Genomic DNA, 13,895 nt, shown 5'->3' on the forward strand with positions numbered 1-13,895 from the left:
ACAATTTAGCCAATCGACTAGCCCCAATTCGTGCAAAGGAATTTCGAATGTCAGCTTTTAATTTTCGTCTCAAAGCAATTTCTCTGGCCACCACACTAACCCTCACATTAAGTGGCTGTGGCGGTGATGGCGGTGTTAAGCAACAAGACCCCGCAAAAATCGCACCACCGATCGCTAGTAATGAATTTTTGAACTTGGTAAAAGATGCCAGTTGTGCGAACTTTAGAAATCGCCTGTTCATCGTCGATCAAAAATATGTCTTGTGGGATAAAGCAGGCAACTGCGCGGATGCGTCCTATGCACAAAATTTGTATGGCAATAATGTGCAAAGTTTGCTTTGTACTCATGCAGATTCAATCGCTGGGCCACGCACAAGTTGCACCGACACGACAGCAGAAAGTTTATTTAAAACGATGATTCAAAACCTAGACAAAGCTGACCTCGGCTTGGGATCTGGACATCAAGTACAAAGTTTAAATATCCCTGCACCAGCGAGCAATGTGATTGCGATCAAGGGATTGTCTGCACCGTTTTACCGTGGCAACAACCCGCAAAATACCGTCATTAAAGACCAAGCTAGTTGGAACACGTTTTGGACACTCGCCAATATTAAACAAGACGCTGGCTTGTTGATACCGGATTTCAATTCAAAAATGGTTCTAGTGAATTTCTTTAAAACAGCGAATAACTGCAGCATTACACGCTTCTTACGACTCAATTCAGACGGTCAAAAACTAAGCGCGCATTACTTCCAAGAAGAAAGAATCGCGATTGCGAGCTGTGATCCCGAAAGCCCGACCGCAAGCACACCTATGCACATGGTCGAGACACCGAAGATAGGCTTACCAGTAGAGTTCACCGATGTCAGTAAATCCTTAGTGACGCAAAAAACGATCACGAGTGGATTTAATTCTGGCATCCAAGATACACGTAACTTAGTCATTAAAGATCAAGCCACTTGGAATAGCATTTGGCAAGCGCACAACAAAGAAAGTAATGCGTCGCAAGCGCAAATTGATTTCTCAAAGAAAATGCTGATCGCCGTATTTCTTGGATCTCGCGGATCAGGCTGCAACAATATTAGCGATTTACGTATATGGCGTAACAATGGCAAATTGGCAGTAAGCTACTACGAGACTGAACCTGCACCACATAATGTATGCACAGCGGTGATTACAACACCTTATTACATCGCTGAGATTGATCAAAGTAATGAGCCGGTGGAATTTAACTCTGTGAAGGTTCCAGTGAATTAAACCAATTTATTTCTGTAGATCGAAGGCATTTCAATCCCACATTTATATGAATCAAAATTGAAATACAACCCTGAAATTATTTCTCAATTGTAAAATGCTGAAGGGTACCCATCTTTTTTTGCAATTTTGAGAATTTACAATGAAGAAAATAACCAGCTTTTTGATCGCTGCCTGTGCTTTGAGCCAGGCAGCAAATGCGCAAAGCCCAGCACAGAACCTGATGCCCGATGGGAGTCATGATATGTACTTAGGCTTAGGTGTTCTATCGCGCCCTTTATATGAAGGCGCTGCGAATACAAAACGCGTTGCCGTCCCTGTCTTACAAATGCAATGGAGTAATGGATTATTTGTAGCAGGAATGAGTGCTGGCTTGCACATGTCAAATCAGTATGGTCATGAGTTTGGTCCCATCATAATGCTAGAACCAAGTCGCACACCCGATGGAACATCGAACGCAATCCAATCACCTGCTTATGGTCATTCGAGCGCAGTTGGTCCAGGTTTGGACGAAAAAAGCCTCAACAAAAATAACCGATTGGTGGGCATGGATAATATTCATACTCGCGTGCTGGCAGGCGGCTTCTACAATTTCCATGTCAGCGAGAACTTATGCAACACCAATACCCTAGTGTTTGGCGCAGGTAACAACCGCCAAGGAATCCGCTTAAGTTCTGACCTTCGATATCACTTCAAAGATATTGCACGTCACCACCAATTAATCGTCGGCGTTGGTGTCAACCTTGTCAACAAAGCCTATTCCAATAGCTATTTTGGGGTCACCGAAGTTGAAGCGGGACGCAGCATTAATCCACAGTTTGAGTCCAGCGCAGGAATAAAAAACATTCATGCAGAAGCTTTTTGGAATTGGAATTTAAACGCCTCATGGTTAGTAACCTCCAAACTCAGCTTAAGCCAATTAGTTGGAAACGCCAGTAAAAGTCCATTAGTTGAACGCAAAACGAATGTCTATGTATCAACCGCACTTGCTTATCGTTTCTGAATGAATCAAAGCTCTTTTATCTCAACCACTTATAAGTAAGTTAGCTCACCGTGAAACTCTGTAACGCATTATTCGCCCTAATCACACTGACTATTGCACCGCATGCATTAGCGCAGTCTGCTGGCGAACCAATACGTGCGAAAGACGCTGAATGGATGAGTTACCGCGATGCGTATAAATCAATGCTTTGGTTTGAGAAATATGGAAAAGCAAAAAATCTGATTCAGCTCCAACTACAAATTATTCCAACAGATAAATCACTTCCAATTGATCAACTGAAATTACGTATTTTAGGAAAATCCACCCATCTGGATTTACCTCTTGATTCACTGGGGCGTACCTCATTGCCCTTATTAAAGGCAGCCTACGATGACAATGCAGAACTAGTCCTTAATCAAAAAGAAGGACAAGCCGCATTTCGCTTTAGAACGAGTATTAATCTCAGAGCCGATGGAATTTATGAATTGGCTGACCTCCGTGCCGCTTGCGAACAAACACTTGCTTACCAATCCTATATTGAACCATCTAAATTTCGTGATAAACGATGTGTTGGCGTGCGCTTTGCGTTTGCAAAGAAAGATACTAGCGCGAACGTCGAATTCAAATACTTAACGCAAAGTACAACGCTAGCGCTTAGTGAAAATACTGGTTTGTGGCCTGACAGCCCGCCCCAATTTAAAACAAGCAATGTGATTTTTGGCGCGCCCGGAAATGTTGCGAACTACACGCAAGCCAACCTCAAAATAGAAAAAGGGCAGATACATACACGTACCAGCCCTGTAGCAATCATCGCCCTGATCGAATAAACGATCAGGACAGAATTCAAATTTATTCCCAAGCAGAAGGTGAGAACAAATAACCTTCGCCCCACACCGTTTTGATCTTTTCTGAATTTTGATCATCGAAACGACGACGCAAGCGTGAAATCAAGTTATCAATACTCCGATCAAGCCCATCGAATTCAATACCACGCATTTTCTTCAAAATATCGTCGCGTGATAAGACTTTTCCAGGTGACTCAACTAGCACCATCAACAACTTAAATTCTGTATTCGACAAATCGACGATTTGTTGACGCCAATGCACCACTCGATCGCTACGAGAAATACTCAAGGCACCAAACTGTAACCCATCATTGTCGACGGCATTGCTAGAGCTGGTTGCACCCTGAATTCGTCTTACCAAAGCACGCAAACGCGCCAACAATATCCGCGGCTGCACGGGTTTACTGACAAAATCATCGGCACCTTGCTCTAATGCAGAGACTTCGTCGTAGGAATCTTCACGGGCGGTTAAGATCAAGATCGGCGCACGACTAATTTCGCGAATCTGGCGGCACACCACCATGCCGTCCAAGCCAGGCAACATTAAATCTAATACCACCATATCCGGCGACGTCGCTTGAAAGTGTGCCAATGCCAAATCACCTCGTGGCACTAAGTCAACAGCAAACTCATAGGCCTGCAGATATTCGATAATTAAACTGGCGAGGCGCTCATCATCCTCCACTAACATCACACGAAACATAGGCATTCTCCTTTGCTCCATTGTATAAGGACTACATTACAACAGCAATCCTCCAAACATAAAGAAAAGAGCTAAGACACTGATATTTAATGCGGAGATGAAATACGATCAGCGGCTAGCTGTGGCCGGAGGCGATTTACAATCAGACCACACCGATAAGTTAAGTAAAGATTAAACCAAGCGTTTTAACTAGGCAAAACAACGGCACGCTGTGGAAATTGTACACAGAATTTACTGCCGACATTGACAGTCGATTCAATCAACAATTGTGCATCATGACGAATTAATACATGCTTGACGATTGCTAAGCCCAAGCCTGTTCCTTGGGTTTCACGCGAGCGACTTTTATCAACCCGATAAAATCGTTCGGTTAAGCGTGATATGTGCTCTTGACTGATACCAATGCCATTGTCCTGAACCACACACTTTGGACCTTGTGGTGTGTTCTTCCAAATGACCTTTATTTCGCCGTGTTCTGGCGTATAGCGCACCGCATTGGTTACCAAATTACTGATCGCACTACGAATTTCGTCGCTACTACCGTGAATATCTGGTCCATCAAAATCTAAACTAATTTGATGTTTACCCGCTGATAAGGCCTGCGCCTCTTGGCAAATATGGCGCAACATCAAATGCATATCAATGTGTTCTGCGCGTACTTTAAATTCAGTTGATTCTAAGCGACTCAAGGTCAGCATATCCTCAACCAATCGTTGCATACGCTCGCCCTGCTCTATCATCAACTTCACGTGCGAAGAACGAATCGATACTTCCATATCCGGCTGCATCGCAGCGATCTCTAAAAAGCCATTGATTACGGTTAATGGAGTACGTAACTCATGTGATGCATTGGCGATGAAATCACGGCGCATCATATCGATACGTTCTGATTCGGTAATATCATGGGTAACCAGAATTTGACGTCGATTTTCAAACGGAATCACGTGCACGATTAATTTGCGATCACGTAAAGATAAGGTCAATGGCGTATCGTAACGACCAAGAATAATGTAATCAATAAACTCCGGTGCGCGTACGAGGTTGGTGACGCGCATACCCTTGTCACGCGACAAATCCAAACCCAAATGATGTTCTGCAATTGGATTACACCACTCCAGAAACATCACGTCGTCCATGATCACCAAACCATCCGGCAATAAGGTCATCGCTTGTCGAAAGCGAGCTAACCATTCTGCCAATTCAGATTGATTTTTTTCGTCGCCACGACGCAATTTGTAGAGCCGCGAAAAAATTTCAGTCCATGCACCCCAACCATCAGGAAGTCGCGCGCTATTGGGATTATCCAACCAATCAGACAAGTTCAATAAATATTGCAATTGCACCACAATCAACACGATCATGCTAATCAGTGCAAGTGCTAAACCTGTCACCACACCAAAAAAGTACGCAGCTACCGCCGACATTGCCAGAATGATCGTCATACGGACGGCCGCTGAAATCCAAAAAACGAGATGTGGGCGCATTATTGAGTGATTCAAATTAAAGACTGAGAAAGAATATCTCCGTCATGATAAGACAAAACTATCGATTAAAATTTTTTACTTTTCCGACAGCATATAACCAACGCTTCGAATTGTTTTAATCAATCCTTCCGCATTCTTTAAAACTTTGCGCAAACGTAGCACATGCACGTCAACGGTACGTTCTTCGATCACAACATGATCGCCCCATACTTTGTCTAATAGCTGGCTGCGAGAAAACACACGTTCTGGGTGAGCCATGAAGAACTTTAATAATTTATATTCTGCGTGACCAATCTCGATTTTCTTGTCGTCTATCTTGACTGTGCAACTAACAGGATCTAAATGCACATTGGCAATCACTAAACTCGTTTGCGCATGCTCTGGACTCTTACGACGCAACATGGCCTTGATGCGTGCAGTTAATTCACGCGGAGAAAATGGTTTGGTGATGTAATCATCTGCGCCATGATCGAGTCCAGAAATCTTGTCCTCTTCCATGCTTTTTGCAGTCAACATAATGACCGGCATTTCATTGAAGTTGCGATCGGAACGGATTCTGGATAACAATCGCAATCCGCTTTGGTCTGGCAGCATCCAATCTAACAAAATTAATTGTGGCGTGCGATGTTGCAAGAATTCCCAAGCCTCTGCAGTATTGCCAACGGCAACTGTGTTCCAACCTGCCGCACGTAAAGTAAAACTAATCAACTCACTAATCGCAGGTTCATCTTCTACGATCAAAATCGTGGTTTTATCAACTGACATAGGATTATATTTTTTAGGATTATATTTTTAATTGTTTACACAGAATAAGTAATAGCGGTGCGATCGATTTCATTCACACCGCTACTTCCCAACTTATACTTGTGGTGTCGCTTTATCTTGTTTGCTAGCGACGTAATCGGAATGGCGAATATCGCGACCTTCAACGATATAAATCGTATGCTCAGCAATATTCTTCGCATGATCGCCAATTCGTTCTATCGCTTTGGCTACCCACAAAGCGTCGAGAGCGAAAGAAATCGTGCTCGGGTCTTCCATCATAAACGTAATCAAATTACGCATGATCGAACGAAAGTCACTGTCGATAATTTCATCAAATGCGATTAACTGCACTGCTTTTGCATCATCATGGCGTGCAAATGCGTCCAACGATTGATGCAACATCTGACCAACGCTATTGGCCAAAACACGTACCGTTTCATATCCGCTAAACATCGCGTTGCTACGATTTTTATGCATCATTTCTTGTGCGATACGCGCGATCTTGGTTGATTCATCACCGATACGCTCTAAGTCGGTAATTACTTTACCAGTCGCCATCACGGTACGTAAATCATTCGCAGCTGGTTGACGTTTAACGATCAAGTGACTACACATATCATCAAGCATGACTTCTAGGCGATTCACTTCTTCGTCTGACTTCACCACCGCTGCTGCATGTTCACTGTTACCGGTGCGATAGCAAGACATCGCATCCTGAAAATGGTTTTCTACTAAACCGCCCATTAACAACACTTGGGAACGGATTGCTTCTAAATCGTGATTGTACTGACTCGATGAATGTTCGCCTGTCATGTTAGCTCCTGAATTCTGATTGATCGTCTACGGTGTTTGCAATGTACTCGCCAAAACTAGCCAAAACGGCCAGTAATATAATCTTGGGTCTCTTTGCGTACGGGATTCATAAAGATATTATCGGTCTCACCAAACTCGACTAATTCGCCCAAATACATATAGGCGGTGTAATCGGAACAACGCGCAGCTTGTTGCATATTGTGCGTCACGATCGCGATCGTATAATCTTCTTTCAACTCGTTAATCAACTCTTCAATTTTTACTGTAGAAATTGGGTCTAGCGCCGAAGTCGGTTCATCTAACAGCAAGACCTCTGGCTTCACCGCAACGCCGCGCGCAATACACAAACGCTGCTGTTGACCACCAGACAAGCTTAATCCACTACTGCTCAATTTATCCTTAACCTCGTTCCACAAGGCCGCTTTCTTCAATGACCATTCAACACGTTCATCCATCTCACCTTTAGAGAGGTTTTCGTATAAGCGAACACCAAAGGCAATATTGTCATACACCGACATCGGGAACGGAGTTGGCTTTTGAAATACCATACCCACTTTTGCACGCAACATATTGATATCTTGGCCAGGCAACAAAATATTTTGGCCATTGTAAATAATTTCACCAACAGCTTTTTGACCTGGATACAAGTCATACATGCGGTTAAAAGTGCGCAACAAAGTCGATTTACCGCAACCAGAAGGACCGATGAAAGCAGTCACTTTCTTGTCATAGACCTTCAAATTCACGTCATGCAAACTGCGGTTATTCCCATAATAGAAATTCAAATTCTTCGTTTCGATGCAAGCTTTTTGCTCTACAACTGGTTTTGTATTTGGAATCATGATGTTCAGCTCTAAATTATTTATGCACTTTTTGTGCGAATACAGTACGTGACAGAATATTCAATGCCAATACGCTAAAGGTCACTAACAATGCACCGGTCCAAGCCAGACCACGCCAATTGTCATAAGGACTCATCGCGAATTGATAAATAACGACTGGCAAATTCGCCATCGGTTTATTCATGTCGGTATTAATAAATTGGTTGTTCAATGCGGTGAAAAGCAAAGGCGCCGTCTCACCGGAGATGCGTGCAACCGCCAACAAGACACCGGTCAAAATACCTGCCTTAACCGCTTTCACACGAATAAATAATGCTACTTTCCAACGCGGAGCACCTAACGCAAATGCAGCTTCTCGCAAGCTTGTTGGAACCAACGCCAACATATTATCGGTAGTGCGCACAACAACAGGAATCGCGATCAGAGAAATTGCTAAAGTACCCGCCCAACCAGAGAAGTGTTTAATGTGTGCCACGTAAATCGCGTACACAAATAGGCCAATCACCACTGATGGTGCAGACAACATAATGTCTGTCACAAAGCGCGTCAAATCGCTAAACCAATTTTTCTCGCCATACTCTGCCAAGTAGATCCCTGCCAATATGCCGATTGGTGTACTGATCAAAGTCGCAAAACCAACCATCATCAAGCTACCTAATAATGCATTGGCTAAACCACCGCCTTCTTCACCTGGAGCTGGCGTCGCAGTGGTAATGACTTCCCAGCTTAATGAGCCCAAACCTTTGCTGACCAAAGTCAACAAAATCCACATTAAGAAAAACACGCCTAAAGCCATCGCCGCGGTAGAAAAGAAAATACCAATCTTATGCTTGCGCAAACGCGACTTATATACAGAATTCACAGCAGCTTGGGTCATTTCACACCTTCTTTTCTTTTCATACCTAACAGCAGCAATTTTGCCGAAGCCAAGACCACGAACGTAATTACAAACAAGATTAAACCAAGTAAGAATAAGGAAGCGACATGCAATTCAGATTCTGCTTCGGCAAATTCGTTCGCGAGACTAGAAGCGATACTATTTCCACCTGCAAATAAAGACCAATGTAATTTATGCGCGTTACCGATCACAAAGGTAATTGCCATAGTCTCACCGAGTGCGCGCCCTAACCCCAACATCACACCACCAATCACACCGGCTTTAGTGTATGGCAACACAACTTTACGCACCACTTCCCAACGTGTACAACCTAAGCCGTAGGCAGATTCTTTCAATACTGGCGGCACAATTTCAAACACGTCGCGCATTACGGATGCAATAAACGGGATAATCATGATGCCCAGAATGATGCCAGCTGTTAGTACGCCAATCCCAATCATCGAACCTGAGAATAAAACGCCAACGACAGGCAACTTACCTAAAGTGCTTGCCAAAAATGGCTGTCCATAAGTGCTGAAAAATGGGGCGAATACGAATAAACCCCACATGCCGTAAATAATACTAGGCACACCTGCCAACAATTCAACCGCGGTACCGAGTGGACGTTTTAGCCAAACTGGGCAGATCTCTGTTAAAAATAAAGCGATACCAAAACTAATTGGAAACGCGATCAGCAAGGCGATACCTGAAGTCACTAAGGTACCAACGATCGCAATCATGCCGCCGTATTGATCATTGATTGGATCCCACTCAACGGTGGTGATAAAGGCAAATCCAAATTCTTTCATTGCCGGTAAAGCGCCATAAAATAGCGACACGACGATACCGACTAAAACGAGTAAGACTATTAGCGCAAAGCTAAAAGTCAATTTATGAAACAGAAAATCCTGCAATTTCTGTTTCCGCATAGTTGAGCTATGTATCATGGTTTGTGTGGTTTGAGTACTTGTCATCACTTGACTATCTTCCTGTATTTCATCCCGAATCGATGCAGATGAAGAGTTCAAAGCTGGAGTAGATATTTTTACTTTTTATGTGCAAACATCCCAACGTGTGGTCGGGATGTTTGTGTCTTACTTACTTCACAATAATCAAATCAATCTAACGATTTAAAAGATTTAGAAGTTAATATAATGCTTTACCAGATGCATCTTTCAAGTTCGCTTTCCAGCTAGCTTGGATCAATTTCACGACATCTGCTGGCAATGGAACGTATTCCAATTCAGTCGCCATGGCGGAGCCGTTTGCAAAAGCCCAGTCGAAGAATTTCACAACTTCTTGTGTATTCGCTGCATTCGCAGGTACTTTATGTAACAAGATGAAAGTTGCACCACTGATAGGCCATGTTGCTTTGCCTGGTTGGTTCGTCAAAATCACGCCCATACCTGGTGTTTTTGCCCAATCTGCACCAGAAGCAGCTGCTTTAAAGTTAGCGTCATCTGGTTGTACAAATTGACCATCCAAGTTTTTCACTTGTGTGTGTGTCATTTTGTTGCGTTTCACGTAAGCATATTCAACGTAACCGATAGAACCTTTGATACGTTGCACGTTTGCAGCAACACCTTCGTTACCTTTACCACCCAAGCCAACTGGCCATTTCACTGCAGTACCAGAGCTCACAGTAGATTTGAATTCTGGGCTTACCTTAGACAAATAATCTGTCCAGATAAATGTTGTACCAGAACCGTCAGAACGATGTACTACAGTGATATCTTCCGCTGGCAATTTCACACCTGGATTGATTGCAGCGATTTCAGCCGCATTCCACTTAGTAACTGTACCCATGTAAATCTTTGCCAATACTTCACCAGTCATTTTCAATTGGCCTGGTGCAATCCCTTCCAAGTTCACGACAGGTACAACACCACCGATCACTGCTGGGAATTGCATCATTCCATCAGAGTTCAAATCTTCGATTTTCAATGGCATATCAGTTGCACCAAAATCAACTGTTTTTGCTTTAATTTGTTTAATACCACCACCAGAACCGATGGATTGGTAATTGATAGTATTTCCCGTTGCTTTTTTGTAAGCATCAGCCCATTTTGCGTAGATTGGATAGGGGAAAGTCGCGCCTGCACCAGTGACTTCAGCAGCATGCACAGACGAAAAAGCCAACGCAGCACCAGCTGCCATGACTAAAGACTTAACAATACGATTAAATTGCATATTGACCTCGTGTAATTGGGAAAACGATTCTTCAAGCTTAATAAAAATCTTTATAAAACCTGTATGTGACTTCATGAATTAAGCAATTTGCTTGTGCACTGAAATAACATGGATCGAACTGTACTAGCCCAATATGACAAGAATATGACAGACTTTAATGATCTATGAAATATTTGAACTGCGGAAATATTTCTGTCACAAACTTGTCATAATTAATAATTACAATCTTTGCAGGACTTGGCTACTTTGCTTGCCAAGCAGCGTGTTTATTTAGTTCAAAATCGTTTAAAACGAAAAATTGCAATGATCAATCCGGATGTCATAAACAATGTCATTGACACGACAGAAGCAATAGAGGTTAATGCAAATTCCTCTTCTTCAACAGGCGCTAGCATGAGCCACAAAGCGACAAACGATAGCGAATCGGCATTAATGACAAGCCTAGGCTTGCCGCGATCAGCAATCTATTTAGATAGAGAACGATCACAAATCGCATTTAACTGGCGCGTGTTGGCACAGGCGGAAGACAAAAGCATTCCTTTATTAGAGCGCTTGAAATATTTATGTATCGTTGGCAGTAATCTAGACGAGTTCTTTGAAGTACGCGTAGCTAGTTTATTGGCGCAAAATACCATCGATGGGCAACTGGCCCAACACGCCGCCTTCACTAGCATGATGGAACGTATCGATAAAGAGTGTCACGCGTTAGAGACACGTCAATACGAAGTATTAAACCAAGATATCTTGCCAGCCTTATCGCGCAAAGGCATCCATTTATTACGTCATACCGAAAGAACCGAAGCCCAGCGCGCTTGGGTGAAATCCTACTTCGATCGTGAGGTCCGTCCCTTATTAACACCGATAGGTTTAGACCCAGCGCACCCCTTCCCCCAAGTTGTTAACAAAAGTCTCAACTTTATTGTCTCGCTGGCGGGTAAAGATGCGTTTGGACGAGGCACCGCAATCGCCATTGTCAAAGCACCGCGCGTTTTACCGCGTGTCATCAAAATTCCCGACGAGTTAACAGAAAAAGGACAAGCTTTCTGTCTGTTGTCTTCGGTCATACATGCGCATATTGGTGATTTATTTAATGATCGAGAAGTTCTCGCTTACTCGCAATTTCGCGTGACTCGTGACAGTGATTTATGGGTGGATGAAGATGAAGTAAAAAATCTACGTCAAGCTTTGCAAGGAGAATTGCAAGGTCGTCAATTTGGTATGGCGGTTCGCCTAGAAGTTGCCAAAAATTGCCCTGAATCTTTGTCACAATTTTTGCTGGAACAATTTTCTCTGAGCAAAGACCGTCTCTATGCGGTCGATGGCCCAGTCAATATGGTGCGATTATCTGAGTTAATCGACCATGTGAATCAAGCAAACCTGCGCTTCCCAGCCTTTTCAGCCAAATCGGACTCCAAGCTTGCACAAAAAAATATTTTTGATGTTTTAAACAAACAAGATATTTTATTGCATCACCCATTTCAGCCGTTCCAAACGGTAATTGATTTCATCCGAACGGCATCGCTTGATCCCAACGTCTTGGCAATCAAGCAAACTATTTATCGTACCGGCATGAATTCCGATTTAATGGAATCGCTGATCACCGCTGCACGCATGGGCAAGGAAGTCACGGTGGTAGTCGAATTAATGGCGCGCTTTGATGAAGAGGCGAATATCAATTGGGCAGATCGCTTACAAAGAGCTGGCGCTCAAGTTGTGTATGGCGTGGTCGGTTTAAAGACGCATGCAAAACTAGCCTTAGTGATTCGCCGTGAAGAAGGCGGGGGCTTGCGTCATTATGCGCATTTAGGGACTGGCAATTACCACCCTTCCACCACCCGTTTTTACACAGATTTTGGTTTACTCACGGCTCACCCCAAAAAAGCAGCTGAAGTCAACGAAGTGTTTATTCACTTAACAGGTTTAACCAAGCCGAAAAAATTAGAACACCTGTGGCTCGCACCTTTCTTCTTACAACCCAAAATCATCAAGGCAATTCGGAATGAAGCACGTATCGCACGTGAAGGTCGTCCCGGCCGCATCATCGCAAAAATGAATGCATTGGTCGATGAATCGGTGATCCGTGCTTTATATGCTGCCTCAGCAGATGGCGTCAAAATCGACCTGATCGTTCGTGGTGCCTGTACTTTACGACCTGGTGTTCCTGGTTTGTCTGAAAACATTACGGTGCGCTCTATCATTGGACGCTTCTTAGAACATTCACGTATCTATTATTTCCGCAATGATTTGCAGCACGATGTTTATCTGGCGAGTGCAGATTGGATGAGCCGAAATTTATTCCGTCGTATTGAAGTTGCCTTTCCAGTCTTAGAAAAGAGCCTGAAAAAACGCATTATCTCCGAAGGTTTAGACCCCTACTTAAAAGATAACCAAAATGCTTGGGTGCTTGACTCTGACGGTAGTTATGAACGCAAAAAAGTTCGTGGCAAACAGAAGCCATTTAGCGCACAACAATATTTGATGCAGACTTTAGGTTCGCCTGAATCAGAAGATAACTAATCATATTGAGGAAATGTCGATGGATCTGATTCTCTGGCGCCATGCGGAAGCCGAACCCGGAAATGAAGAACTCGCCGATGCGCTACGCCGCCTGACGCCTAAAGGTCACAAACAAGCGCAAAAAATGGCGTATTGGTTAGACAGCGTGTTGCCGGACAATTGCCGGATTCTGGTCAGCCCAGCAATTCGCGCCCGCGAAACCATGATGCCACTTGCCAAGTTGAATCGAAAATTCAAGATTGCCGCAGAGATTAATCCTGAAGCGAGTGCCGACGATTTACTCAAAGCGGCCAATTGGCCAGACTCAAGAGAAACTGTGATGCTAGTTGGGCACCAACCCAGTCTAGGTGATGTGGCAGCACGCTTAATTACACCCAAACAAAATGAGTGTGCTGTGCGCAAAGCAAACGTCTGGTGGATTACACAAAAGGAACGCGATGGTGAAGGCTTGCGTACCTATTTAAAAGCAATTATGTCGCCTGATTTGGTCATCAAATAAGATCAAAACCGCCCTTGCTCTACTTGATCACTTATTTATCGATAGCGGCGATTGATATCAAAATTTTATCACTAACAGTCATATTAACCGATTCAACTTAGCTGACTTGAAGCTACCCAATTCAG

The 13,895-nt window shown here is 43.6% G+C and carries 13 protein-coding genes; 5 read left to right on the plus strand and 8 right to left on the minus strand.

Annotation, left to right across the window (positions count from 1 at the left end; all coding sequences use genetic code 11):
• Nucleotides 1-47: 47 nt before the first annotated feature.
• The 3 genes from KDM92_RS06200 to KDM92_RS06210 all read left to right on the plus strand — a co-directional run bounded on the left by KDM92_RS06200 (nt 48) and on the right by KDM92_RS06210 (nt 3,062).
• The gene (locus KDM92_RS06200) at nt 48-1,256 is read left to right on the plus strand and encodes a protease complex subunit PrcB family protein (protein ID WP_212683538.1); all 1,209 of its coding nucleotides are present in this window, start codon (nt 48-50) and stop codon (nt 1,254-1,256) included.
• Between the two features lie 139 nt (nt 1,257-1,395).
• Nucleotides 1,396-2,256, plus strand: coding sequence for a MipA/OmpV family protein (locus tag KDM92_RS06205; RefSeq protein WP_212683539.1), 861 nt, complete (start codon nt 1,396-1,398; stop codon nt 2,254-2,256).
• A gap of 50 nt (nt 2,257-2,306) precedes the next feature.
• On the plus strand, nt 2,307-3,062 hold the full coding sequence (locus KDM92_RS06210) for a hypothetical protein (RefSeq protein WP_212683540.1): 756 nt from the start codon (nt 2,307-2,309) through the stop codon (nt 3,060-3,062).
• A 22-nt stretch (nt 3,063-3,084) separates the two neighbouring features.
• On the opposite strand, the gene KDM92_RS06215 is transcribed toward KDM92_RS06210, so the two are convergent.
• From KDM92_RS06215 to pstS, 8 genes are all read right to left on the minus strand, one after another.
• Nucleotides 3,085-3,783, minus strand: a complete 699-nt coding sequence (locus tag KDM92_RS06215; protein WP_212683541.1) for a response regulator — start codon at nt 3,781-3,783, stop codon at nt 3,085-3,087.
• Between the two features lie 185 nt (nt 3,784-3,968).
• Nucleotides 3,969-5,267, minus strand: coding sequence for a phosphate regulon sensor histidine kinase PhoR (gene phoR, locus KDM92_RS06220; RefSeq protein ID WP_212683542.1), 1,299 nt, complete (start codon nt 5,265-5,267; stop codon nt 3,969-3,971).
• A gap of 75 nt (nt 5,268-5,342) precedes the next feature.
• Nucleotides 5,343-6,032, minus strand: coding sequence for a phosphate regulon transcriptional regulator PhoB (phoB, locus tag KDM92_RS06225; RefSeq protein WP_186890802.1), 690 nt, complete (start codon nt 6,030-6,032; stop codon nt 5,343-5,345).
• 93 nt (nt 6,033-6,125) lie between these two features.
• A complete protein-coding gene (phoU, locus tag KDM92_RS06230; RefSeq protein WP_189346830.1) occupies nt 6,126-6,845 on the minus strand; it encodes a phosphate signaling complex protein PhoU in 720 nt (239 codons plus the stop codon).
• Nucleotides 6,846-6,901: 56 nt separating this feature from the next.
• Nucleotides 6,902-7,687 (minus strand): phosphate ABC transporter ATP-binding protein PstB, encoded by a 786-nt coding sequence (pstB, locus tag KDM92_RS06235; protein WP_189346829.1) that lies wholly within the window; start codon nt 7,685-7,687, stop codon nt 6,902-6,904.
• A gap of 16 nt (nt 7,688-7,703) precedes the next feature.
• The gene (pstA, locus tag KDM92_RS06240) at nt 7,704-8,564 is read right to left on the minus strand and encodes a phosphate ABC transporter permease PstA (RefSeq protein WP_212683543.1); all 861 of its coding nucleotides are present in this window, start codon (nt 8,562-8,564) and stop codon (nt 7,704-7,706) included.
• The gene (gene pstC, locus KDM92_RS06245; RefSeq protein ID WP_212683544.1) at nt 8,561-9,538 is read right to left on the minus strand and encodes a phosphate ABC transporter permease subunit PstC; all 978 of its coding nucleotides are present in this window, start codon (nt 9,536-9,538) and stop codon (nt 8,561-8,563) included. The genes pstA and pstC overlap by 4 nt, the downstream gene beginning before the upstream one ends.
• Before the next feature lie 172 nt (nt 9,539-9,710).
• On the minus strand, nt 9,711-10,754 hold the full coding sequence (pstS, locus tag KDM92_RS06250) for a phosphate ABC transporter substrate-binding protein PstS (protein WP_212683545.1): 1,044 nt from the start codon (nt 10,752-10,754) through the stop codon (nt 9,711-9,713).
• Nucleotides 10,755-11,186: 432 nt separating this feature from the next.
• Between pstS and ppk1 the strand changes: the two genes are divergently transcribed.
• Nucleotides 11,187-13,271, plus strand: a complete 2,085-nt coding sequence (gene ppk1 / locus KDM92_RS06255) for a polyphosphate kinase 1 (RefSeq protein WP_230408223.1) — start codon at nt 11,187-11,189, stop codon at nt 13,269-13,271.
• Nucleotides 13,272-13,290: 19 nt separating this feature from the next.
• The gene (gene sixA, locus KDM92_RS06260; protein ID WP_212683547.1) at nt 13,291-13,770 is read left to right on the plus strand and encodes a phosphohistidine phosphatase SixA; all 480 of its coding nucleotides are present in this window, start codon (nt 13,291-13,293) and stop codon (nt 13,768-13,770) included.
• Nucleotides 13,771-13,895 lie beyond the last annotated feature (125 nt).

The sequence above is a fragment of the Affinundibacterium baiyunense genome, from assembly GCF_018139645.1.
In the GTDB taxonomy this organism is placed as follows: Bacteria; Pseudomonadota; Gammaproteobacteria; order Burkholderiales; family Burkholderiaceae_D; genus Undibacterium; species Undibacterium baiyunense.

Coding starts and splice junctions, on each gene's coding strand:
- phoU (WP_189346830.1), bottom strand. CDS start 6,845: ATGACAGGCGAACATTCATCGAGTCAGTACAATCACGATTTAGAAGCA.
- phoR (WP_212683542.1), bottom strand. CDS start 5,267: ATGCGCCCACATCTCGTTTTTTGGATTTCAGCGGCCGTCCGTATGACG.
- KDM92_RS06215 (WP_212683541.1), bottom strand. CDS start 3,783: ATGTTTCGTGTGATGTTAGTGGAGGATGATGAGCGCCTCGCCAGTTTA.
- pstB (WP_189346829.1), bottom strand. CDS start 7,687: ATGATTCCAAATACAAAACCAGTTGTAGAGCAAAAAGCTTGCATCGAA.
- KDM92_RS06205 (WP_212683539.1), top strand. CDS start 1,396: ATGAAGAAAATAACCAGCTTTTTGATCGCTGCCTGTGCTTTGAGCCAG.
- ppk1 (WP_230408223.1), top strand. CDS start 11,187: ATGACAAGCCTAGGCTTGCCGCGATCAGCAATCTATTTAGATAGAGAA.
- sixA (WP_212683547.1), top strand. CDS start 13,291: ATGGATCTGATTCTCTGGCGCCATGCGGAAGCCGAACCCGGAAATGAA.
- pstS (WP_212683545.1), bottom strand. CDS start 10,754: ATGCAATTTAATCGTATTGTTAAGTCTTTAGTCATGGCAGCTGGTGCT.
- KDM92_RS06200 (WP_212683538.1), top strand. CDS start 48: ATGTCAGCTTTTAATTTTCGTCTCAAAGCAATTTCTCTGGCCACCACA.
- phoB (WP_186890802.1), bottom strand. CDS start 6,032: ATGTCAGTTGATAAAACCACGATTTTGATCGTAGAAGATGAACCTGCG.
- pstA (WP_212683543.1), bottom strand. CDS start 8,564: ATGACCCAAGCTGCTGTGAATTCTGTATATAAGTCGCGTTTGCGCAAG.
- pstC (WP_212683544.1), bottom strand. CDS start 9,538: ATGACAAGTACTCAAACCACACAAACCATGATACATAGCTCAACTATG.